The organism is Streptomonospora sp. PA3, from assembly GCF_009728995.1.
Taxonomy (GTDB): domain Bacteria; phylum Actinomycetota; class Actinomycetes; order Streptosporangiales; family Streptosporangiaceae; genus Streptomonospora.
Genome location: NZ_VTZW01000019.1, coordinates 140,501 through 160,791 on the forward strand (window position 1 = coordinate 140,501; position 20,291 = coordinate 160,791).

Below are 20,291 nucleotides of genomic sequence, written 5' to 3' on the forward strand. Positions count from 1 at the left end.
GCATCGGGCCCGCGGGGCCGGGACTAGCGCAGCCCGAGCTGCGCCTGGACCTCGTTGTTCTCCCTCAACCAGTGGGAGCACACCCGGTTGAACCCGCTCACGCTGTGTTCCCGTGCCGCCAGAAGGAGTCCGGTAGCCTTCCGAAGCTGCGGCCCCCGGCCTTTGAGCAGCGCTCGCGGGAACGGGTCCGCCCTGCCGAGGTACCTGGCGGCCAAGGTGATCGCACGCCCGCGTTGGAATTTCGTCACAATGGACTCCGGCCCGCGCGCTTCGCGGAGGATGCGGCAGGCATCGAAGCAGTCGTAGGCGCGCCGGGCGTTGTCCGCGGCCTCGATCGCGATGTCGGATCCCGCCTCTGCTCGGGCCCCATTCCGCTTCCAATGGCGATCGAGCATGTCGGTGGCCCGGTCGAGATACAGGTTTCCGAGCCCGTTCAGCAGTTTTGCGCTGGTGAAGTCCGTAAGCACCACTTCACCGAGAAGCTCCGCGGTGGTCTCCCCCAGATCTTCGTCGCGCGCCAATGCGCCTGCGGTTCCGGGATCTCGGGGCGCGCCTCGCGCATCGCCCGGGAGGCTTTCGCGCGGGTTTCGCCGGGCCGAGCCGTCACCGTCACCGCCGGAGTAACCGATCAGCATTTCCCGGAGCCGGTCGCCCTCCGCGGACTCCCCCTTGCTCGTGATGCGCGCCCGCTCGCCGAGGCGATCGCGCCCCCGGTCCTCCCCGTAGTGGCGGCGGTCCAGCAAGCGTCCGACCGTACCCGCGTAATCGCCGCCGACGACGGCCTCGAACGCCGCGTCGATCGGTTCCCAGTCCACGGGCCTGTTCAAGCGGATGGCCACCCGCTCGCGCAGGACCAGAGCGAGCCCGATACGGCTGTCGCTGGCGAGCACGGCGCTCAACTGCTCTTCAGCGTCCATGAGCCGGGAATGCCAATCGCTGCGCTGTTCGGGAGTGGAGTATTCGACGTCGGCAAGCATCGCCTCGGCGGCGTACAGCCGGGCGGCGCGCCGGATCTCACCGTTCGGCGCGGTCCGGGCGAGGTACCCGTAGAGGGAGACGGCTTTATCGTACTCCCAGATGTAGCGGTTGAAGGCGGCCTCGGCGGCGACGAGCCGGGCCTCGCCCGGCCACAGTTCCCGAGCCCGGTGGAAAATCGCGAAGACCGGGGAGTTGTCGACCTGGGGGAACCGTGTCCGGGGGCCGGGACCGCTGCCCCTTTTCTTGTCGCTCTTGGCCACTTTGAAATCGAGGACACCTGTCCAGCGCCGGTGTTCGCGCTCCAATCTCGCTTCCAACGCGCACAGTTCTATCGAGGACCCGTACCTGTAGCTATGGGCATCCAGTTTCTGCCGCCGCTCGCGGTACAGGTCGTGGATGCGGCGCCGCTGTTCGTCGGGCCACAGCCGCAGGAAGTCTTCTCCCGGCCTCTGGGCGGCACCGCGCAGGCTGCCCTCCTCGGCCCAGTCGGACTCCAGGCAGGTAAGGTCCAGCAACGCGTGGGCATGCGAGCGCACGTCCTTGCGCGCCAGCCAACTGCGGACCGCCCTAACGCAGGATCGGCGGTTCTTTTCCGCCTCCTCGCCCGCGGTACCCGCACGGGGCGTCGCCCGCTTGAGGTCGAGGACCTGACGCAGCCACACCGAGTAGGTGAAGGCACTCGGCGCCAGCGCCACAGCGGAGTATGCGTATTCCTCGGCCTTGAGAAGCCGTCCCCTCGCCGGCCCGAATCGCTGGTTCTCGCGCAGGGCCCCGGCGAGGAATCCGTAGGCCTGTGCGAGGGAGCCCCAGACATTGGCGGTGTCCTGGTCATTGAGCGAGGCCATGTCCGCTCCAGGATCGAGAGGGGGCCGGGAGGCCGGTCCGGCCGCCGCGACCGGGTTGCCCGAACTCGCGGCGGGGAGTTGCTCCAACAGCTCCACCGCCTCCTCGGCGCCGCGCTGCTTCACGGTGGCGTCCTCGCATCGCACATGGACTTTCCGCAGGAAGCGTGCGGCGGGGACGCAGACGTTGGGCGGCCACAAGCGCCTCTCGCCGCAGCAGCGCTCCAGCGCCTCCAGGACCAGATCGCGTGTTTCAAGGAGTTCGTCGTCGGTCGAACTCTGCTGGACCAGCAAGACGGCGGCCTCGAACAGGCGCGTGCACCACAGAGACAGCGGTTCGCCCTGCTCGTGGGCGAGTTCCATGCCGGAGACGATGTGTTCGACGGCCTGGATCAGCGCCCGCCGGCTCTGCGCCGCGTCCAGCACTGCACGGCTGCGCACTCGGGCGATCCGGCTGTTCAACTGAAGCCGCGTGTGCAGGCTTCGTACGGTGCCGTCCTGGGGAAGCTCCCCGGACACCAGCCCTTCGGCCTCGTCGGCGAGTTCCGCGGCCTCATCGAGGCGGTCGGCGTCGATCAGCGCATCGGCCGTGTTGAGCAGCCAGGAAACCGCCAGGGTGATGCGCCCCGCCTGCCCGGGGCCGCGCCGACGGGCGCCCCGGAGTACCGGGGAAACGGCGGACAACCGAACGTCGAGCAGGCGCACGGCGAGCCCCAGCCGCCTGCCGGTGATGGCCAGCGAGGCGTCCGCGGAGCGCAGCAGCGTGTGCGGGACCTGCTCGGACGCGCAGGCGGCGAGCGCCACTGAGAACGCCTCGGCGGCGGCGACGAATCGCGCGCCGGTCTCCGCCGCGGCGCCTTCCGACCGCGCCGCAAGGGTCAGTGAGGCCACCGCGTGGTACAGGCGGTACAGATCGGCCAGCGATTCGCCGCCGTCCTCGGCGGGGACGCCGGTACCGCGCTCATCCTCGGCGGACGATTGCGACAGGGCCTGCGCGGAGGTCGGCCCGTAGGGGGCCTCGCCCGAGCGCGCCCACACCAAGGTGCGGATGACATCGTGCAGTCTCGGCAGCCGGTCGCCGCCCTCGCCCTCGTCTTCGATCCACCCGAGCACCGAACGGACCCGCCTCTGGAACACCGTGTCGGCGTTGTCCTCGGTGTCCACCGTCCCAAGAGCGGTGAACAGCTGCTTCGCGGCCAGGGAGAAGCGGTGGTCCAGGTCCTGCGGAGCCAGCTCGGGAGGGAAGAGGGAGTCGAGGATCTCCGGCTTGGCGACAGGCTCCTCCAGCGGGGAGGCCGGGGACTCTTCGCGTGTCAGAGCGGCGATGACGAGCGAACGCAGCGCCTGCTCACTCGCCTGGCCCAGGATGAGGTCCGCCGTGTCGGTGCGGGAGAGGATGCGTGCGTCCTCCAGCAGCGCCAGCATACGGCGGGGGAAGCCGACAGAGGGGTCCTCCAGAACCTGCGGCGGGAGGGGAAGGCGGTCGGCGAGGGCCCAGACCGCGAGGACGGCGAGGGGTTCGGGACGGTCCGGGGGCTCGGCGCCGGATGCGATGCGGCAACCGAATTCCGTCAGGGTCTCGGCCACCTTGGGGATGGCGCCCTCGAGCAGGGCGGTGGCCACCGCGTCCGGGTCGGGGGCGGCCGCTGTGCGGTCGGCACCGCTGATATAGCCGTTGACGCTCGCGTTCAAGGCACCCGGGAGCCGCAGTCTGCGGTCCTGGATCCGGCCCATGACATCGTCGCCGTCGACGGACAGCCGCTCGCGGGCCATCAGCCGGGTGAGGAGATCGGCGGTCTCCCGCAGGTCGAGTTCGTCCAACCGTATCGGGATCTGCAGGTCGAGCTGCTCGTCCTCGTGCAGCGAGACGCGGACACGCGAGATGACGATGTTGGCCGAGTTCCGGAAATAGGGGTGTTCCAGCAACCGGTCGATCTCGCCGCTGATCTGCTCGGAGTCGTACCCCAGGCGGCCGCAGTCGATGACGAGGCAGAGGGTGTGTCCGCGCGCATACTCCCGGAGCCGGTCGATGACGAGCTCGCGGCGGGGATCGCCCTCGGTCCCGCTGTTCTGCTCGACGTCGTGGATGGTGACCTCCAGCCACCAGGCCAGGGCCTCCAGGACGGGGCACTCCGCGCTGCGATTGATCATCGTGATCTCCAGGAGGAGCCAGGGCAGCTCCTCCGGAGGGCTCGCCTGTATCTCGGGCATGGCCAGTAGCCGGCGAACGAAAGCCGATTTGCCGGCGTAGCGGGGTCCGTAGACCGGGAGCACCACCCGCTGCCCGAAGCGCCCCGAAGCGAGTTCCAACTCTTCGGCATGGCCGACGAAATCCTCGTCGGGGACAGGCCAGGGGCGGAAGCAGTCGGGGCGGGACGACCGGAGGTCGGGGATACGGGGAGTGTCCTGCCGGTATTCGTAGGGGACGGGGGGTGGCTGGACGTGCAGGCGGTTGCGCAGCCATGGCCGTTGGGCCCACGTCGCCGAGTTCCGGTGCGGCACCAAGGTCGGCGCGCCCGCGGCCTCGGAGCCGCCCACGAGCTTGCCCACGGTTTCGAAGACCCACTGCGCGGACAGGCTCGGCCGGTTCTCCGCCGCGCCCTCGAAGGACTTGAGGAGCGCCCCGGTGAAGAAGGTGGTATCGCGTCCGGAGTCGGCCGAGGCCGTGTCCTTGGCCGATGTGGCCGCCATGACGAACCACCCCCCGTCGTCTCCGGCGGACACCGCTTCTCCGGGCACCGCCGCGACGGCTCCCCCCGCATAGCAGCAGTCGAGGATGAGCAGCTTCCGGTCCGCCATTTTGTGTTGGCGAGCCACCGCATCGAACACCTCGTCTATCGCAACCATCGACCCTGGGGGATTGGAGATGTTGCCGGTGTCACGTGGCGCCAGGTAGAGCTTTCCCCTATGGGCATGGGCGTGCCCCACGAAATAAAGGACGAACAACCCGCCCCGCTCGGACTCCCGGTAACTCCGTGCGATCAGATCGAGCATCTCGCCCCGCGGCAGGTCGCATTCGGCCCTCACCCGCGAAGAATAGAGCCCCCACAGTTCGTGGTCGGTGAACGCCTCCTTCAGCCGCGCGACGTTCTCCTTCGCGGCGGGGACGGGGGGAAGGCTCGACGAAGGGTATTCGCTCCCGCCGATGAGCAGCACGCTGGAGCGCGAGGGATCGGCCTTCTCCTGGTCCGGGTTCACTTCAGCTCCTTGAGGATCGCGGATACGTCCTTGGCCTCCCCTTCCAGGGTGATTTCGGTGCGTCGCGCCCCGTCGGGCAGTTCGGTGCGGACGAGATAGGCCTTGAGATCGGATCCGTCCGGTTCTTCGAGTCGCTGAGTGACATATTCGTAAATCATCTGCACGAGGACGGGAAGCAGCAGGTTCTCCCCGAAGAACTGGAGGACCTCCAGGCCCCCGAGTGCGCCCTGCTCCACCTCCCTCGCAGTCAGGTCCACCTGGACGCCCTGCTCCTCCAGCTTCTCGCGCACCGCCAACTCGGCTATGTGGAGCTCGTCCGTCCGACCGCCCTCGATCTCCAGCACCACGTCCATGCATCCTCCCGGGGCCGCCGTCCGCCATCTGTCATCTGCCAGAAAAAGAGAACCTCTATTCTAGGAGGCGCACCGGAAGAGGCGCTGCAACAAACGTCGACGAACTCGGGCAATTGCGACACCAAGGCAACTAGTAGCCGAACAGCACCCGCTTGGTCTTACGCACCAAAACGTGAGATCTGCCGGATGCATCTCAGAGTCACCCGGGGAGATCGGCGGCCGAACAAACTCTCCCGCCCTCGCGCCGCCCCGACTCGGGCGCGCTCCCGGCTTGCGCCCGAAGGACCGCACCCGCCGTGGCCCCCGGCCATAGCTGCATACCGCCCTGCCCAGTCCGGACCTGTGGCCGCCCACCTCCTCGGCCGGCGGCGGCCGCGGGCAGGCGAGGTGCGGCCGCCTGCACCGCCCTCGAGTCCCCGACGACGTGACCCGGCCGCCCCGGCGGGATAGTGGGCCGGATACCGGATCGCGCCGGTCCGGGCCGCGCTGCGCCGTCCGTGTGTGGCCCGTGTCGGGTGAGGCGATCATTGCCCCGCCGCGACTAATTAGGGTAGCCTCAACTAAAGAACGGTGATCAACTTCGCCGTTCCGCAGGTTGGGCGGCATTCGGGCGCCGCGTCGTACGCGCCGGAGCCGCACGTTCCCCAAGCGGTGCAGGAAGGTTGGCTGAGGCCGCATGGCCCACGAGCAGGCCCCGCTGCAGGCGGTGATCGACGCCTGTGCGCCGCTGAAGTTCGCGCCGCTGCCGGACGTGCGCACCACCAGCGTCCAGGCCTCGCGGGAGCACCCCGCCACCGAGCACTGGTACCGCACGGACCTCATGGTCGCCGAGGGCGCGGTGGGGCCCCTGTTCAACCAACTCACCGCTCAGCACGGCCCCGACCACAAGCTGCCGGGCGCCACCCACTTCATGCGCTCCCTGCTGCGCGAGCCGATCTTCCTCGTCTCGGCCGGGATCTACCTCACCGGGCGGGCCGCGCTCCTGGACAAGCGGCACCTGTGGTTCCCGTGGCTGCCCAACTCCGCGTTCGGCACGCCCACCATCACCAGCGCGCGCATGGCCGTGCTGCCCGACGACCCGGCGGCCCGCCACCACGACGCGGTGATCGTGCCCGACGAGGCGGCGCTGAACCGCATCGCGGCACGCCACCTGGTGCAGGCGTTCTCGCCGATCATCGACGCCCTCCACGAGCACACGCGCGTGGGTCTGCGCACGCTGTGGGGATGGGTGCTCGACACCCAGCACTTCTACATGCTCAACCCGGCGCGCTTCCTCGGCCGCGACGCCGAGGCGGCCTGGCGCCGCGCCGGCGAACTGGGCGACGCGCTGATCGAGGCGGGCGCCGTCACACGCGCCCGGCCGCGGCTGTTCCCCTTCTACGAGACCCACCCGCGCGGCACCTGGGCGGTGCGCGGCACCTGCTGCTTCGACTACAAGGGCGACCCCGAGCACGGGTTCTGCACCACGTGCCCCCTCAAGTGCGACGACGACCGCCGCGCCGAACTGCAGGAGTGGATCCGCAACCCGGCGCTGGCGCCGTAGCCGGCGCGCCCGTGCCGCCGGCCGGGCCGAGCGCGGACCCGGTGGTCCTCAGACTCGCCGCAGCGGACGGTGCGGCTCCTCGGGGATGCGCACGGCGATCGCGTCGCCCGGGCGCACCTCGCCGGCCGCGCGCACGACGCCCATCACCCCGGCCTTGAGCACCGCGTTGCCGTCGGCGTCGCGGCCGATCGTCTCCGCCAGCAGGCCCTGCTGAAAGTCGTCGATCTGCGGGCAGGGGTTGCGCAGGCCGGTGAGCTCCACGACCGCGCTCGCGCCCAGCTCCAGCAGCGTTCCGCTCGGCAGGACGAGCAGGTCCAGGCCGCGCGTGGTGACGTTCTCCCCGAGGTCGCCGGGCCGCACGCGGAATCCCGCCGCGCACAGCTCGTCGTGGAACTCGCCGGCGATGAGGTGGACCTGGCGCCGGTTGGGCTGCGTGGGGTCGCGGGCCACGCGCGAGCGGTGGCGCACCGTCGCGCCCATGTGCGCGTCGCCGTCGACGCCGAGCCCCGCCAGCAGCCGGATGGACTCCGCCGCCGGTTTGCTGAAGGTGTGCTGCGGACTGAACCCCACCGCCGCCACACGCGCCGCCATCGCACCGCCTCCGCCGTAGCCGATCCGCCGACCGGCATTCTAGAGGCGCACTCCCCGCTTCGCCGCGGCCCCCCGGGCCGCTCCCCTCGGCGCCCGTCACTCCCGCAGGCGCACCACCGCGGGGTCGTCGCCGGGGGCGAAGCCCGTCAGGTGCAGGGCGGCGGGTTCGGTGCCGGGCGGGACGTCGAAGACGAGCCCGCCGTGCACCTGTCGGCCAGGTTTCAGCAGGCCGAACAGCCGGTCGGAGTTCTGCGTCCGCAGGCTCGCGGTGTTGTCGGGCAGGTGGCGGGCGCCGCCGGCGTCGACGAGGCGCTGGTCGGCGTCGGTGAACATGGCGGCCTCCTCCCCGGTGTTGCGCAGGGTGATGCGGGCGACAACGAAGCCACCCCGCGCCTGCTCGCCCTGGACGGCGCCGCCGATGTGCTCCACGCCGGTGCGCACGCCGGTGACGGTGAACTCGAAGGCGCCCGAGGAGACCGGGTCGCCGATCCTGCCCCACGCGCCGTCGGGAGGCGGCTCCTCGCGACGCTGCTCGCCGGCGGACCCGTGGGCGGCGAGCCCGCCGAGCACGTCGGAGCCGCCGATGAGCAGCGCCGCGGCCGTGCCGGCGACGAGGGCCGCGGCGCCGAGAGCGGCCGCGGGTTTCGGCCACCTCCGCCGCCGGGGAACCGGTTCCGCTGCGGAGGGGCCGGGGCCGCTCTCGGCGGGCTCGGTGGCTGCGCTGGGGATCGCGGGGGCGTCCGGTTCGGGGCCGGTGTCCCCGTCCTGAGGCGGCGCGTCCGCGGGGCCGCCGAACGGTTCGCCGGCGCCTGCCGCGACCGCTCCCCCGGCGCCCTGCGCGTCCTCGCCGGCGTCCTGGCGACCGCCGCTGTCGGAGCCGCCCGTCCCCGTGTCCCTTTCCTGATCCACGCCGGCTCCTAACGCGGGGTGCGGAGTCCTGTCACGGACGGTGACGCCCGCTGGGCACGATACTGCCCGGTGCACGCGCAGGCACGCAGGTCGCAGGGTGTTTCGTGATACGAGCGAATACCGCGCGTGCGGCCGCCGTTGCGGCGCGGGCGGCGCTCCCGCGGCGCGGGCGGCGCTCCCGCGACGGCGCTCAGCCGGCGCGGCGGGCGCGCAGTGCGAGGACGAAGACCGGAAGCAGCAGGGCCGCCGCGATGGCGTTGAGCGGGCCGAAACCGAGCGCGACCATGGTGACGCCCGACAGCGCCGACCCTCCGGCACCGAAGGCGTGCATGAGCAGGTCGGCCGTTCCCTGGGCCTGGGGCCGCCGCTCCGGGGGCAGGGATTCGGCCAGCAGCGCCGACGCGGAGACGAGTCCGAAAGACCAGCCCAGCCCGAGCAGGGCCAGCCCCACGGCCACCTGCACGGAACCGTCGCCGGCCGTGCCCGACAGGGCCGCCGCGCAGAACATGACCGACTGCCCGGCCAGCAGCACCGGCACGCGGCCCCACCGGTCCGAGAGCCACCCCACCAGCGGCGAGAACGCGTACATCCCGGCGATGTGCAGGCTGATCGTCAGCCCGATGACGCTGAGTTGCGCACCTTTGGCCTCCATGTGCACCGGCGTCATCGTCATGACGGTGATCATCGCGGCGTGGGAGGCGACCATGCCGGTGACCGCCAGCAGCGCCCGGGGCTCTGCGGCGATGGCCCGCAGCGACGCGGCCACGGAGACGTGCGACCGCTTCCGCCCGTCGGCCGCGCCCGGCTGCGCGTCCCCGTCCGCGGAAGCCGCCGCGGCGGCGCGGGAGAGCAGCAGCGGATCGGGGCGCAGCAGGACGGCGACGACGGCGCCGGCCGCCGCGAAGGAGACCGTGCTGAAAACCAGCGGCCCGGCAAGCGGGTCCAATCCCAGCGCCCCGGCCACCGCCGCCCCGGGGCCGGTGAGGTTGGGCCCGGCCACCGAGCCGATGGTCGTCCCCCACACCACCAGCGACAGGTCGCGGCCGCGGGTGCGCTCGGTGGCCAGGTCGGTGGCACTGTGCCGGGATTGCAGTCCCGTGGCCGCGCCCGCGCCGAAGAGGCCCATGCCCAGCAGGAAGAGGGGCAGGAGGGCCAGTTGCGTACCCGCGATCGCGGCGACGCCGCCGAGCGCGGCCAGGAACCAGCCCAGGCTCAGCCCGATGCGCCGCCCCCGGCGCGCCGCGGCACCGGCCAGCGGCAGCGCCAGGACGGCGGCGCCCAGCGTCACCATGGTCGTGGCCGCTCCGGCCCAGCCCTGCGAGCCGGTGATGTCGCGGGCGATGATGCCGACGACCGAGACCGCCGCGGCCACGCCGACGCCGCCGACGACCTGCGCAGCGGTAAGCACGGCCAGCACCCGCGGACGCGCCCGCGCGGCGCGCAGGGCGGCGGCCGCGGGCGACGGGCCGCCGGCGGCCGCGTCGGTCTGCGGCACAGGCGGCGGCACGGCTCCGCGCGGCGCCGTCATCGCCCCTCCGACCGTGCGGTGGCCATGCTTCCCCCGTCCATCTCGGCAGCCGGCTCTGCTGCCGGACCGAAGTGAGCATAACGTCCGGGTATGACCGGGACGGGATCCTGCCCGGACGCCGGGAGGGAGGTGCCGGCCCTACCGCTCAACCCCGGCCGTAGCGCCAGCGGAGGAAGCCGTGCTCGCGCTCGATGCGGCGCATCTCGGCGTAGAGCGCATCGGGGTCGACGCCCGAGACGACGGCGCCGCCCTGGGGAACCGGCCAGCGGGCGAACGCCCAGTAGCGGCGGGTGTAGGCGCCCCACAGGACCAGCCACATACCCTGCTTCTGCCACTCGATGTGCGCCGCGGTCTCGCGCCGATCGTCGTCTTCGCCGTCGTCCATAGCGAGTGGCTCATACCCGGCGCACCATGCGGCGATCGGGCCGGATGTGGTCACCCCTGGCCTCTGGACAGAAAGGCGACACACGCCCCGGAAACGCGCACGTGCCCCGGCCGAACGGGTCGGGGCACGTGCGTGCGATCTTCCGTTGTGGGATGAAGCGGGAGGAAGGAGGTCAAAGTCAGAGGGTGTGGGCCGCCATGACGAAGGCGCGCCATTCGGCGAGGGGAAAGGCCAGGTGCCCGGCGTCGCGGTGCTGGGTGTCGCGGACGAGGGCGTGCTCGGTGGAGGTGCGGCACTCTAGGCAGTCACCGGAGGGTTGGCTGTAGCTGCTCTTCCGCCAGTCGGTATTCACGTTCTGCCTCCCTGATCATTTCAGTGCTACGGGATGGATCATAGGCAAAAGCAGTAAGAGTCCCCCACAGCACCCCCAAGCGGTGCAACTCGGACGGGTCGTCGATTAGAACGCCTCCGCTCACATGCTCGGCGTAGGCCATGGGCAGCCTGTCTTTGAAGCTGAACAGCCGAAAATGCCCTGCCAGCCCGGCAAGAGTCGGAGTCTCCGCCGGGAGCACTTGAAGCACGATACGTTCCGCTTCGATAAGTTTCACGATGTGGTTGAGCTGCTCGGACATTACCTGTGCGCCACCGACTCGAGTCCTTAGTACATGCTCGGGCACAACGAAGGAGAGCGTCGCCGTGAGAGCCGCCAACCGGCTGCATCGGGCCGAGATCACGCTTTCCATGTCCTCACCCGGCCGCCCGTCGTGAAAGGTCGCCCGCGCATATGCGGCCGTCTGCAGAACCCCGGGCAGCAGCATCGCGTGGAACTGCTTGATGTCAGAGGCTTTCGGCTCGCATTCCGTCGCCTGCCGTGACCACGTGGGATCGTTGCTGCGCGCCTGGGTCCGCGTCCACCTGTCGAGCAGTGCCCCGCTCGTGCCGTAGAGGTCTTCCAATGCGCGGGCGGTCGATCGTTGACACACCCTCTCACCCCGTTCGACCTTGCCCACGAGGGAGGAACTGAGACCGACCGAGGACGCCACCTGGTCAATGGTCAGCCCAGCTTGCAGACGGCAGTCGCGCAGATAACTACCGAATTCCTTCCAGTCGTTCACAGGACAAGACTGACACATCTGCCGCACACGAGTGCACGTTTTCACACAATGGACCCCCGATTCCGTGCAATCGGTATTCGCCTTCACTGGGCAAGGCGAATCTAGAGGCATGGAAGACATCGCTACTGCGGCCGAATGGCCCATCGAAGTCCGTACTCGAATTGCCGACCTCAATCGGGTCAATCCCAGCATGTACCGTGTCTGGGGCTCTTCCCACGAAGACGGGAGTTTCGGGGCGTACTACGCGTCCCTCCACCCGCACCTGCGCCGCGCCGGGAGCAGGTTCGCGCCGACTCTGGGCAGTGAGAGCCACCTGCACCTGGAGCGCATGCTGATGTGTCCACCCGACCGGATCGACGCCTTCAGGTGGCCCGGAAGCGACTGACCTCGCCCGCCGACCCTCGGCCGCACCCGGACGGAACCATGGCCCTTCGAGTCGGGCCGAGGACCATGGTTCCGCTGCGATCGATCATCGGGACGGATCCAGCGCGTACAGCAGCATGTCGGCTTCGTGACGGGCGACGGCGAACTCCCAGCGACCGGCGGCGGTGTCGACCGCGATGATCCGTCTCGCCGCCGACCGCTTCGTGGCCGGGCGCCCGTCGCGCTCCTCCGCGAGCGCCAGCGGCACTGCCAGCGCGACCGCCTTTCCCGGCCCCAGCAGAAGCCGGTGGCGGCGCCACACGATCGGATCGGCGGCCGACAACTCCACGTCGAGCACGCCCCTGCGCAGCCGCCGCCGACCCGGCGCTCGCCCGACGGCGCGGATCCGCACCCACTCCCCCGCACGCAGCGGCGCCCACCGCGACCGCCCCGGCTCCGTTGGCAGCAGCAACTGGGCCACGACGTTATGGAACAGGGCGAAGAACGCCCATCCCAGCGCCGTCGGTACCTCGCCGGTCGACAGGTACCAGGCTGCGCCGGTCAGCGCGGCGGCCAGCGTACCGACGGCTGCCACCACCGCCTGCCTGGCCTTCCTGTTGGCCGGTAGCACGACGGTTCCTCCCGGCTCGCTGGGGGATGCGAGTTCCTGGAGAGGATACGGCGCCGTTTCGACGGGCGGGCGCACGCCCCGGGGTCGGCGACTCCGGGGCCGCGACGCCGACGGCAGCTGCGGCGCTGCTCAGGCTCCGGCCAGGGTGGCGCCCGAGACCAGCTCGGAGCCGGGAACCGGCTCGGCGGGGTCGTCGCCCAGGGACACGATGCGGTTGGTGGTGTCGACGTGGACCACGCGCGGCCGGTGGTGAGGGCGCTCGGACTCCTCCAGCTCCACGTACGACATGATGATGACCAGGTCGCCGGGGTTCACCAGGTGGGCGGCCGCGCCGTTGATTCCGATGACGCCGCTGCCGCGCTCGCCGGCGATGGTGTAGGTGACGAGGCGGTTACCGTTGTCGATGTCGACCACGTGGACCTGCTCGCCCTCGACGATGTCGGCCGCCTCCAGCAGGTCGGCGTCAATGGTGATCGATCCCACGTAGTGCAGGTCGGCCTGGGTGACCGTCGCCCGGTGGATCTTGCCGTGGAACAGGGTGCGACGCACGATGTCCTACCTCGTTTCCCTCACTGCGATATGACTACAGGCCCTGATGAGGGTCCCGTGCACGCTCGTGGCGGCCCGCCGGAGAACCGCGGCGGAGCGGGGTGCCGATAGTCGGAAACGCCCCGTTTGCGGGCCGAATTCCGCGATCGCCACCCGAGGGTAGTGTGCGCCGAGTTGTGCGCGTGAATCGGGGGGCGGACATGCGCGCCGCCGGCGCGGTCGGGCTGCCGCACCGCCGCCCGTTCCCCTGGTGACGGCGGCTCCGACCGGATCGATCATCCTGCCCGGTTCGGCCTCGGCGCTCCTGGCCCCACTGCCGTTTGGTCAGCCCTCCCAGTGGATTCGGCCCCGGCCTGCACGTCTCGCGGATCGGTCCGGGGCAGCGGTGGCGGCGGTGGGCGACGGGGCAGCGAAGCCGACGGGGGTACGGGACGGCGACCACCGACACCGGGGCCGGCGAATGGCCGGTCGCCCGGCGAGGCAGCGAGGGCCGCGCGGCGTGCAGCCCGCGCGGATCGGTCCGGGTGCCCGCCGGTGCCGGTGAGCGACGTGGGCAGCGACGACCTCGGAGGGTCGGGCCCGCACGGATCGGTCCGGGTGCTCGCCGGTTGCGCACGCGACGAGGGCGGCAAGGACGGCGCACGGTCCAACCCGCGCCCACCGCTCCCGGTGCCCGCCGGTGCGGCATCCGACGAGGCGGTAAGGGCGGCGCGGGGTGCAGCCCGCGCGGATCGGTTCGGGTGCCCGCCGGTGCCGGTGAGCGACGTGGGCAGCGAGCACGACAGGGGTCGCGGTACGCCGCATCCATCGGCACATCCGGCCCGAAATGCCGAATGCCCGATTTAGTTTAACTCTCTCCCACCTCGGTCGCGTCGAGGGTGTCGGTGGGGCCACTCTCGGCGTCGAGAGTGGCCCCACCGACACCCTCGACGCGGGAACCCGACACGAAACTCGGACATTCGGAACCTTCGGGGCGGCGGCGAGGCCACGAGAGGCGCCGCGCGATCGCCCGGGCGGGCCCCGGGCCGCGCGGCGGGCGGCCCGCGGCGTCGAATCCTCCCGCGGTGTCCGGTATGCGGGGGCGCCGAGACGGTCCGCACGGCCCGGATCGGCGATGATCATGGCGTTTGGAGCGGAATCGGCGCCCGAAGCGCTCCAAACGCGCACCTCGTGGCACCCCGGCCGCCTCCACCCCCCGCCACAGGCGGGCATTCCGGACAAACCACCCCGGATTCCTTCCGCATCCCGGAAGATCCGGGATGCGACGCGCCGCGCAGCCCCACCGCGCGCCATCGGCGGGCATCGTCGACCCGCGCGAGGCGAAATGCCCGAAAAGTCCCCGCCCGGGCCGTGTCCCAGGACGGCGGGGGCTGCCGTCCAGGAACCCACCGGGAACCACCCGGGGCGGCCACCATCGGGGCTGCGGCAATGGGTGCGCCTCGCGAAGCGCGGTCACAGCTTGCCGCCGAGCGCACGCAGCCCGTCCCAGGTGGAGCCGCACCACCGGTGGCGGGCCTCCGAAACAAGGGTGCGCCGTGCGCTCGGCGGCAAGCTGGCGCACCGCGCTTCGCGCATCACAGCCCCATTGCCGCAACCTCCTGTGGTGACCGACTCCTTGAACACGACGTAGGCGGCCCCCACCAACGCCCTCGCCGCCCCCGTCACCTGCCGCACCGGCGGGCACCGGAACCGGCACGCGCCGCCCCAAGCCATCCGCCGGCCGTCGGTGCCCTCGTCGGATGCGCAACCGGCGAGCACCCGAACCGATCCCCGCGGGCCCGGCCGTCCACCGACCCCCGCCGTCCTCGCCGCATGACCGGTCGGGGAAGGGGACGCGATGGAACGGCGGGGGCGCCGCTTGCGAGGAACCCACCGGGTACCGCCTGGGGCGGTGACCATCGGGGTTGCGGCAATGGGCGCGGTCCGCGTAGCGCGGTCGCAGCTTGCCGCCGAGCGCACGCGGTTCTTCCCAGGCGGAGCCGCACCACCGGTGGCGGGGCTCCGGTGCAAAGGTGCGCCGTGCGCTCGGCGGCAAGCCGACGCACAGCGCTACGCGCAATCCAGCCCCATTGCCGCAGCCGCTGTGACCGGCTCCTTAAAACAGGACGTAGCCCCAGGCCCAGCCCCAGTCCTCCTAGTCCTCGTCCTCGTGGTGGTCGTGGTTGGTGGTGCCGCGCCGCCAGTAGCCGTCGACGTCGAAGGACGTCCCGCGCTCGAAGCCCACCTCCTTGAGATAGCGGCGGATGGGCTTGAGGGTGAGCGCCTCGCCCGCGCACCAGGCGAAGCCGCGGCCCTCGGGCAGTCGGGCGCCGCGGATCGCCCGCTCCAGCAGGTCGGTGGTGCCGGGGGCGGCGCCGTCGCGGTGCAGCCAGGTGACGGTGGCGCCCGCGGGCGCGTCCAGTTCCTGCTCCTCGCCCGCGTCGGCCACCTCCAGGAACGCCAGGACCCGGGCATCGCGCGGCAGCTCCTGTTCGAGCCACCGGGCGGCGGCGGGCAGGGCGGTCTCGTCGGCGCCGATGAGGTAGTAGTCGAAGCCGTAGTCCATGTGGTGGGTGCCGCGCGGACCGAGGACGCCGAGCCGGTCGCCGGGGCGGGCGCGAGCGGCCCAGCGGCCGCCGGGGCCGTGGTCGTGGGCGACGAGGTCGATGGTTAGCTCGCCGGCGCCGGCGTCGTAGCGGCGGACCGTGTAGTCGCGGTAGACCAGCTCGGGCGAGCGCATGTTCCACCGGCCGTCGGCGTCGAACTCGGGCAGGCGCAGCTCGCCGGTGCGCTCGTCGGGGAAGAAGAGCTTCACGTGGTCGGTGAAGTTCTCGCTGCGGAAGCCCTCGATGTCGGAGCCGGTGAGGACGACGCGCACCATGCCCGGGGTGACGCGCTCGACCGTGCGCACTTCGAGGGTCCGGGAGCGCAGGGGGAACAACTCCACCCGCGGGTCGCTGACGGTGGCCATGGGCGCATCACTCCTGTCGGTTCGGGGTGGCCGCGCGGGCGGCCGGGGCCGGACGCGGACCCGGTCCCGCCCGCACTTTAGCTTAGGCTTGGCTAACTTCCTATTCCGGGGGCGTCGGCGCCGTCGTCGGCGGAGGTACCGGCCGCGGGTGCGGCCGGGGGCGGTCCCGGGGCCGCGGCGTCTGCGTTGGCGGCCCGGCGCAGGCCGGGGGCCGCGGCGGCGATCGCCGCGACCAGCACCACGGTCGCGGCACCGCCGGTCACCACGGCGGCGCCGGCGCCGATCAGCGGAGCCAGCGCCCCCAGGGCGAGCGCCCCCAGCGACCCGCCCACGGTGTTCTGCGCACTCCAGACGCTGTTGACGCGTCCGCGCAGCGCATCGGGGGTATGCGACTGCAGCAGCGCGAACCGCAGGATCTCCTCGACGATCTCGGCGAAGCCGAGCACCGCGAGCGCCGCCACGGCCACCGCGAGCTGGCCCGAAGCGCCGAAGGCGGCCGAGGCGGCGCCGCAGCCCGCCACCGCCCCCAGCAGCAGCGCACCGCTGCGCCGCACGGTGCGTGTCCACCCGCTGGAGAGGGAGGCCAGCACGGCGCCGAGCGCGGAGGCGGAGTAGAGCAGCCCGGCGGCGGTCTCCCCGGCGTGCAGCACGGTGTCGGTGAACTCCGGGATGAGCACGTAGGGCGTGGCGAAGAGCAGCTGGACGAATCCGAGCAGCAGCAGCGGTCCGACCGTGCGGTGCCGGGCGGCGAAGCGCATGCCCTCCACCGCATCGGCCGCCATCGACCGCCGGTCCCCGCCTGAGGGCCCGGATCCGGGCGGCAGGGGCGGCAGCCGCAGCACCAGCCCCGTGGTCACCGCGCAGACCGCCGCGGTGATGGCGAAGACGGCGGGAAACCCCCACAGGGCGATGACGGCGCCGCTGAGGGCGGGCGCGGCGATGGAGCCGAGCTGCCCGGTCAGCGCCAGCAGCGCCCCGGCCGCGGGCAGCCTCTCGCGCGGGAGCAGTCCGGGCACCGCGGCCTGCAGTGCGACGGTGCTGAAGGTGCCGACGAAGCCGTTCAGCGCCGCGCACGCGCAGATCACCGCGAAGCCCGCGGCGCCGCCGTGCGCCCACAGCGCGTTCAGCGCCAGTCCGGTGAAGGCGAGCGCGGCCGCGGCGCGCCCCGCCACGATCAGGGTGCGGCGGGGGAACCGGTCGGCCAGCACGCCCCCCACCAGCGTGCCGCCGAAGACCGACACGCCGTTGACCGCGCTGACGACGGCGACCAGGACGGAGGACCCGGTGGCCGAGTAGACCTGCAGCGGCAGCGCGACCAGCGCGAACCCGAGCCCGAAGACGGAGATGAGCCGCGCGGTGAACACCACCCGGAACGCGCGGCTGGCGCGCAGCGGCGTCAGGTCGATGAACGCGTCCCGCGCCTTCATCGCCCTGCCTCACGATGCGGGTCGGCAGCGGTGGCCCTGCTGTGCCGGCGAACGGTCGCAGCCGAGGGCCGGTTCCGCATGTACCGGGTCCGCCGCCGGAAGGCGCCGCGCCCGCCACGGCGGCGGGGGCGGCAGGCGGCCGAAACCGCGGTCGCCGACGCGGATACCCGCCGGCTGGGCGTGCGCCGGGGCGGCGAGGGCGGCGAAAGGACCGGCCCGCACCCACCGATACGGGTACCCGCCCACTGCGTGTGCCGCGGCGGGTCGCCCGCATCGGCGGTGATCGCGCACGTGCGGCCACGCGAACCGCCCCTGGTGTTTCGCGGTTCCCGCCGAGTGGTGCCCGCCCGGGATGTCTGTCCGGGCTTCCCGCCAACCCGGCTCCTGTTCGATCGCCGCCGCAGCCGCGGATGCTCACACGCCGGATAAACGGGTGAGGCTCTCCGGAAAACGCGGACGCCGAACCCGCTCCACGATGACCGCGGGCATGAGGTCGGCGGGCATCGGCGCACCCGCACACCGGTGCGCGGGCCGCGGGCGGAGGTGCTCGCGCCGCCCCGCCTCACGCCTCGCCCATGGCCACGCGCAGACTGCGCGGTCGCAGGTCGGTCCAGTTCTCCTCGACGTAGGCGAGGGCGCTCTCGCGGTCCACCGGGCCGAGCACCTGCCGCCAGCCCTCGGGCACCGCGGCGAACTCCGGCCACAGCGAGTGCTGCTCCTCGTCGTTGACCAGCACCAGGAAGCGGCCCTCGGGGTCGTCGAACGGGTTACTCATACCGCGGATCCTTTCTTTTAGGCAAGGCTTACCTTATCAATCTGGTAGATCGTCGGGAAGGGGCGGTGCGACGCCGCGGGTGGCCAGCAGGCCGGGCGCGGTCAGGGCGATCGCGCCGGCCAGCACCGCCCCCGCCGCCCCGGCCGCCATCAGCGCCGCCGCGGTGCCCAGGACCGCGGCGAGCGCGCCCATCAGCGTCGCGCCCAGCGACCCGCCCGCCGCGGCCTGGGCCAGCCAGGCGCTGTTCACCCGTCCGCGCAGCGCATCGGGGGTGTGGGCCTGGATCAGGGAATAGCGCAGGATCTCCTCGACCGCCTGGCAGCACCCCAGCAGCACCAGCGCCCCCAGCGCCGCCGCCGCGCTGCGCCCGGCGCCCAGCAGCACCACCGACACCCCGCACATCGCCACCGCCGCGGGCACGATCGCGCCGGCGCGGCCGACGCTGCCCGTCCACCCGCTGGTCAGCGACGCCAGCAGCGCGCCGGCGGCCGGTGCGGTGTAGAGCAGCCCGGCGAGGGCGGCGTCGCCGCCGAGCACGCGGTCGGTGAACTCGGGGATCAGCACCATGGGCATGGTGAACAGCACCTGGATGAAGCCGAGCAGCAGCAGCGGGCGCACGACGGGGCTGCCCGCCACGAACGCCAGGCCGTCGGCGACCGCGCGCAGCGCGGGGACCGCGGCGGCGGAGGTGTCGGCCTGCGTGGGCGGGACGAACCACACCGCCGCGGTGGCGGCGGCGGCGATCGCGCAGGTCGCGATGTACCCGGCGCCGACGCCGCCGAGCGAGATCAGCGCCCCGCCCAGCGCCGGGGCCGTCACGGCGCCGAGCTGGGCGGTCAGCGCGAACAGCGCGCCGGCGGCGGCCAGCCGGTGCGGGCCCACCAGCGCCGGCACCATGGACTGCTGGGCGATCAGGCCCATGGTGCCGATGACGCCGTTGACGGCGGCGCACACGTAGACCACCGCCAGCAGGGGGCCGCCCGGCAGGTAGGTGTTGACCGCGAAAACGCCCACGACCAGCGCTTCCACGCCGAGGCTGGCGAGCATGAGCCGGCGCCGGTCCAACCGGTCGGCGAGCAGCCCGCCCAGCACGGTCCCGCCGAAGCTGGCCAGCCCGTTGACGACGGTGACGCTGGCGACCAGCACCGAGGAGCCGGTCATGGCATAGACCTGCATCGGCAGGGCGACCAGCCGGAACCCCCCGCCGAACAGGGAGATGAGCCGCACCGCGAAGACGATCCGGAACCCTCTGCCGCTGCGCAGCGGACTCAGGTCGATGACGAGTCCCCGCAGGACCGGCCTCGCGGCCACGCCGACTCCTTTCCTCGGTACCGGGCGGGACTGGAGGCGGGTTCGCCGGCGCGCCGCCGAGCACAACCCTGCCATCGCGGGATCCGCTCGCTCTCACTCCCGCGCCCGGACGAACAGGGCCGCGCGCTTGTGGGGCAGGTCGGCTTCGGTGATGAAGGCGAGGCCGGCCTTGCGGGCCGCGCGGCAGGCTGCGGCGTTTCCCGCGTCGGGTTCCATGACGATGCGGCGGCAGGCCGGGTCGGCGGCGAAGACCGCGGCGGCGAAGGCGTCGAGGATCTCCGCTCCCACGCCGCGGCCGATCGCGCCGGGGTCGCCGATGGCGATGTGGAACCCGATGTCGTGCGGATCGGCGTCGTAGTGCGGGGCGACGACGTCGCGGGCGGCGCGGTAGAGCTCGACGTAGGCGAGGTCGGCGCCGTCGCGGCTGACGATGAACGGCCGCGAGAAGGTGCCCGCGCGCTGGGCGGCGATCTCCTCGGCCCAGCGCTCCCGGCTCCAGGCCTGATCGAAGAAGGGGGCGACGTGGGGCAGGTGCATCCAGGCGTGCACGGTCTCCAGGTCGGCGCCGTGGGGCCGGGCCGGGCGCGCGGCGTAGGGGGCGGCCGGTTCGGGCTCCGGAGGCGGGCCCGCGGCCAGGACGCGGGCGTCGACGGGGATCTCGCGGCGGCACAGGCCGCCGGCACCGGCCGCCGGCGCGCTGCCGCTCGATTCGGGCACGGACACGTCGTCACCTTTCGGATCTCGCCCCGCCGGGCGGGGGGTGGGCATCGGGGGGTGGGTGGTTGCGGGCGTCGTCGGGTTGCTACGGAGGCCCGCGGAGGACGGTGCGCGTCTCCGGCGGGC

Annotated in this window: 17 protein-coding genes; 2 read left to right on the forward strand and 15 right to left on the reverse strand. The window is 72.4% G+C overall.

The features are described from left to right. Positions 1 to 23: 23 nt before the first annotated feature. Entirely contained in the window at positions 24 to 5,018 is a 4,995-nt protein-coding gene (locus FZ103_RS20050; protein ID WP_186356572.1) for a caspase family protein, read from the reverse strand. After that, positions 5,015 to 5,371 carry a hypothetical protein gene (locus FZ103_RS24960; protein ID WP_186356573.1) on the reverse strand — a complete coding sequence of 119 codons (357 nt, stop codon included), beginning with the start codon at positions 5,369 to 5,371 and terminating at the stop codon, positions 5,015 to 5,017. The genes FZ103_RS20050 and FZ103_RS24960 overlap by 4 nt, the downstream gene beginning before the upstream one ends. 676 nt (positions 5,372 to 6,047) lie before the next feature. Between FZ103_RS24960 and FZ103_RS20055 the strand changes: the two genes are divergently transcribed. Beyond that, positions 6,048 to 6,914 (forward strand): (2Fe-2S)-binding protein, encoded by an 867-nt coding sequence (locus tag FZ103_RS20055; protein WP_156003354.1) that lies wholly within the window; start codon positions 6,048 to 6,050, stop codon positions 6,912 to 6,914. Between the two features lie 48 nt (positions 6,915 to 6,962). Here the strand turns inward: FZ103_RS20055 and FZ103_RS20060 are convergent, their stop codons facing one another. The 6 genes from FZ103_RS20060 to FZ103_RS20085 form a co-directional block, all read right to left on the reverse strand. After that, the gene (locus tag FZ103_RS20060) at positions 6,963 to 7,505 is read right to left on the reverse strand and encodes an MOSC domain-containing protein (RefSeq protein ID WP_156003359.1); all 543 of its coding nucleotides are present in this window, start codon (positions 7,503 to 7,505) and stop codon (positions 6,963 to 6,965) included. A gap of 96 nt (positions 7,506 to 7,601) precedes the next feature. After that, complete coding sequence (locus FZ103_RS26100) at positions 7,602 to 8,414, reverse strand: DUF4352 domain-containing protein (RefSeq protein WP_156003362.1); 813 nt, start codon at positions 8,412 to 8,414, stop codon at positions 7,602 to 7,604. A gap of 190 nt (positions 8,415 to 8,604) precedes the next feature. Further along, positions 8,605 to 9,942, reverse strand: coding sequence for an MFS transporter (locus FZ103_RS20070; protein ID WP_156003365.1), 1,338 nt, complete (start codon positions 9,940 to 9,942; stop codon positions 8,605 to 8,607). 145 nt (positions 9,943 to 10,087) lie between these two features. Then, positions 10,088 to 10,327: a hypothetical protein gene (locus FZ103_RS20075; protein WP_156003368.1), complete on the reverse strand. Its 240-nt coding sequence runs from the start codon at positions 10,325 to 10,327 to the stop codon at positions 10,088 to 10,090. A gap of 178 nt (positions 10,328 to 10,505) precedes the next feature. Beyond that, a complete protein-coding gene (locus tag FZ103_RS20080; protein WP_186356574.1) occupies positions 10,506 to 10,679 on the reverse strand; it encodes a DUF397 domain-containing protein in 174 nt (57 codons plus the stop codon). Next, positions 10,633 to 11,442: a helix-turn-helix transcriptional regulator gene (locus FZ103_RS20085; protein ID WP_186356575.1), complete on the reverse strand. Its 810-nt coding sequence runs from the start codon at positions 11,440 to 11,442 to the stop codon at positions 10,633 to 10,635. Before FZ103_RS20085 ends, FZ103_RS20080 begins: the two co-directional genes overlap by 47 nt. A gap of 190 nt (positions 11,443 to 11,632) precedes the next feature. On the opposite strand from FZ103_RS20085, the gene FZ103_RS20090 reads away from it, so the two are divergent. Further along, positions 11,633 to 11,827 (forward strand): hypothetical protein, encoded by a 195-nt coding sequence (locus tag FZ103_RS20090; protein ID WP_156003373.1) that lies wholly within the window; start codon positions 11,633 to 11,635, stop codon positions 11,825 to 11,827. A gap of 84 nt (positions 11,828 to 11,911) precedes the next feature. Here FZ103_RS20090 and FZ103_RS20095 read toward each other — a convergent pair whose 3' ends face one another. From FZ103_RS20095 to FZ103_RS20125, 7 genes are all read right to left on the reverse strand, one after another. Continuing rightward, a complete protein-coding gene (locus tag FZ103_RS20095) occupies positions 11,912 to 12,400 on the reverse strand; it encodes a hypothetical protein (protein WP_186356576.1) in 489 nt (162 codons plus the stop codon). A 165-nt stretch (positions 12,401 to 12,565) separates the two neighbouring features. Further along, positions 12,566 to 12,985, reverse strand: a complete 420-nt coding sequence (gene panD, locus FZ103_RS20100) for an aspartate 1-decarboxylase (RefSeq protein WP_186356577.1) — start codon at positions 12,983 to 12,985, stop codon at positions 12,566 to 12,568. A 2,134-nt stretch (positions 12,986 to 15,119) separates the two neighbouring features. Further along, positions 15,120 to 15,935 carry a siderophore-interacting protein gene (locus FZ103_RS20105; RefSeq protein WP_156003379.1) on the reverse strand — a complete coding sequence of 272 codons (816 nt, stop codon included), beginning with the start codon at positions 15,933 to 15,935 and terminating at the stop codon, positions 15,120 to 15,122. A 92-nt stretch (positions 15,936 to 16,027) separates the two neighbouring features. After that, a complete protein-coding gene (gene entS / locus FZ103_RS20110; protein ID WP_156003382.1) occupies positions 16,028 to 17,362 on the reverse strand; it encodes an enterobactin transporter EntS in 1,335 nt (444 codons plus the stop codon). A gap of 562 nt (positions 17,363 to 17,924) precedes the next feature. Continuing rightward, complete coding sequence (locus FZ103_RS20115) at positions 17,925 to 18,137, reverse strand: MbtH family protein (RefSeq protein WP_156003385.1); 213 nt, start codon at positions 18,135 to 18,137, stop codon at positions 17,925 to 17,927. Positions 18,138 to 18,173: 36 nt separating this feature from the next. After that, the gene (entS, locus tag FZ103_RS20120; protein ID WP_343233619.1) at positions 18,174 to 19,448 is read right to left on the reverse strand and encodes an enterobactin transporter EntS; all 1,275 of its coding nucleotides are present in this window, start codon (positions 19,446 to 19,448) and stop codon (positions 18,174 to 18,176) included. Between the two features lie 93 nt (positions 19,449 to 19,541). Continuing rightward, positions 19,542 to 20,165: a GNAT family N-acetyltransferase gene (locus FZ103_RS20125; protein WP_343233620.1), complete on the reverse strand. Its 624-nt coding sequence runs from the start codon at positions 20,163 to 20,165 to the stop codon at positions 19,542 to 19,544. Positions 20,166 to 20,291 lie beyond the last annotated feature (126 nt).

Coding starts and splice junctions, on each gene's coding strand:
- FZ103_RS24960 (WP_186356573.1), bottom strand. CDS start 5,371: ATGGACGTGGTGCTGGAGATCGAGGGCGGTCGGACGGACGAGCTCCAC.
- FZ103_RS20055 (WP_156003354.1), top strand. CDS start 6,048: ATGGCCCACGAGCAGGCCCCGCTGCAGGCGGTGATCGACGCCTGTGCG.
- FZ103_RS20060 (WP_156003359.1), bottom strand. CDS start 7,505: ATGGCGGCGCGTGTGGCGGCGGTGGGGTTCAGTCCGCAGCACACCTTC.
- FZ103_RS20070 (WP_156003365.1), bottom strand. CDS start 9,942: ATGACGGCGCCGCGCGGAGCCGTGCCGCCGCCTGTGCCGCAGACCGAC.
- FZ103_RS20075 (WP_156003368.1), bottom strand. CDS start 10,327: ATGGACGACGGCGAAGACGACGATCGGCGCGAGACCGCGGCGCACATC.
- FZ103_RS20090 (WP_156003373.1), top strand. CDS start 11,633: ATGTACCGTGTCTGGGGCTCTTCCCACGAAGACGGGAGTTTCGGGGCG.
- FZ103_RS20105 (WP_156003379.1), bottom strand. CDS start 15,935: ATGGCCACCGTCAGCGACCCGCGGGTGGAGTTGTTCCCCCTGCGCTCC.
- entS (WP_156003382.1), bottom strand. CDS start 17,362: ATGAAGGCGCGGGACGCGTTCATCGACCTGACGCCGCTGCGCGCCAGC.
- FZ103_RS20115 (WP_156003385.1), bottom strand. CDS start 18,137: ATGAGTAACCCGTTCGACGACCCCGAGGGCCGCTTCCTGGTGCTGGTC.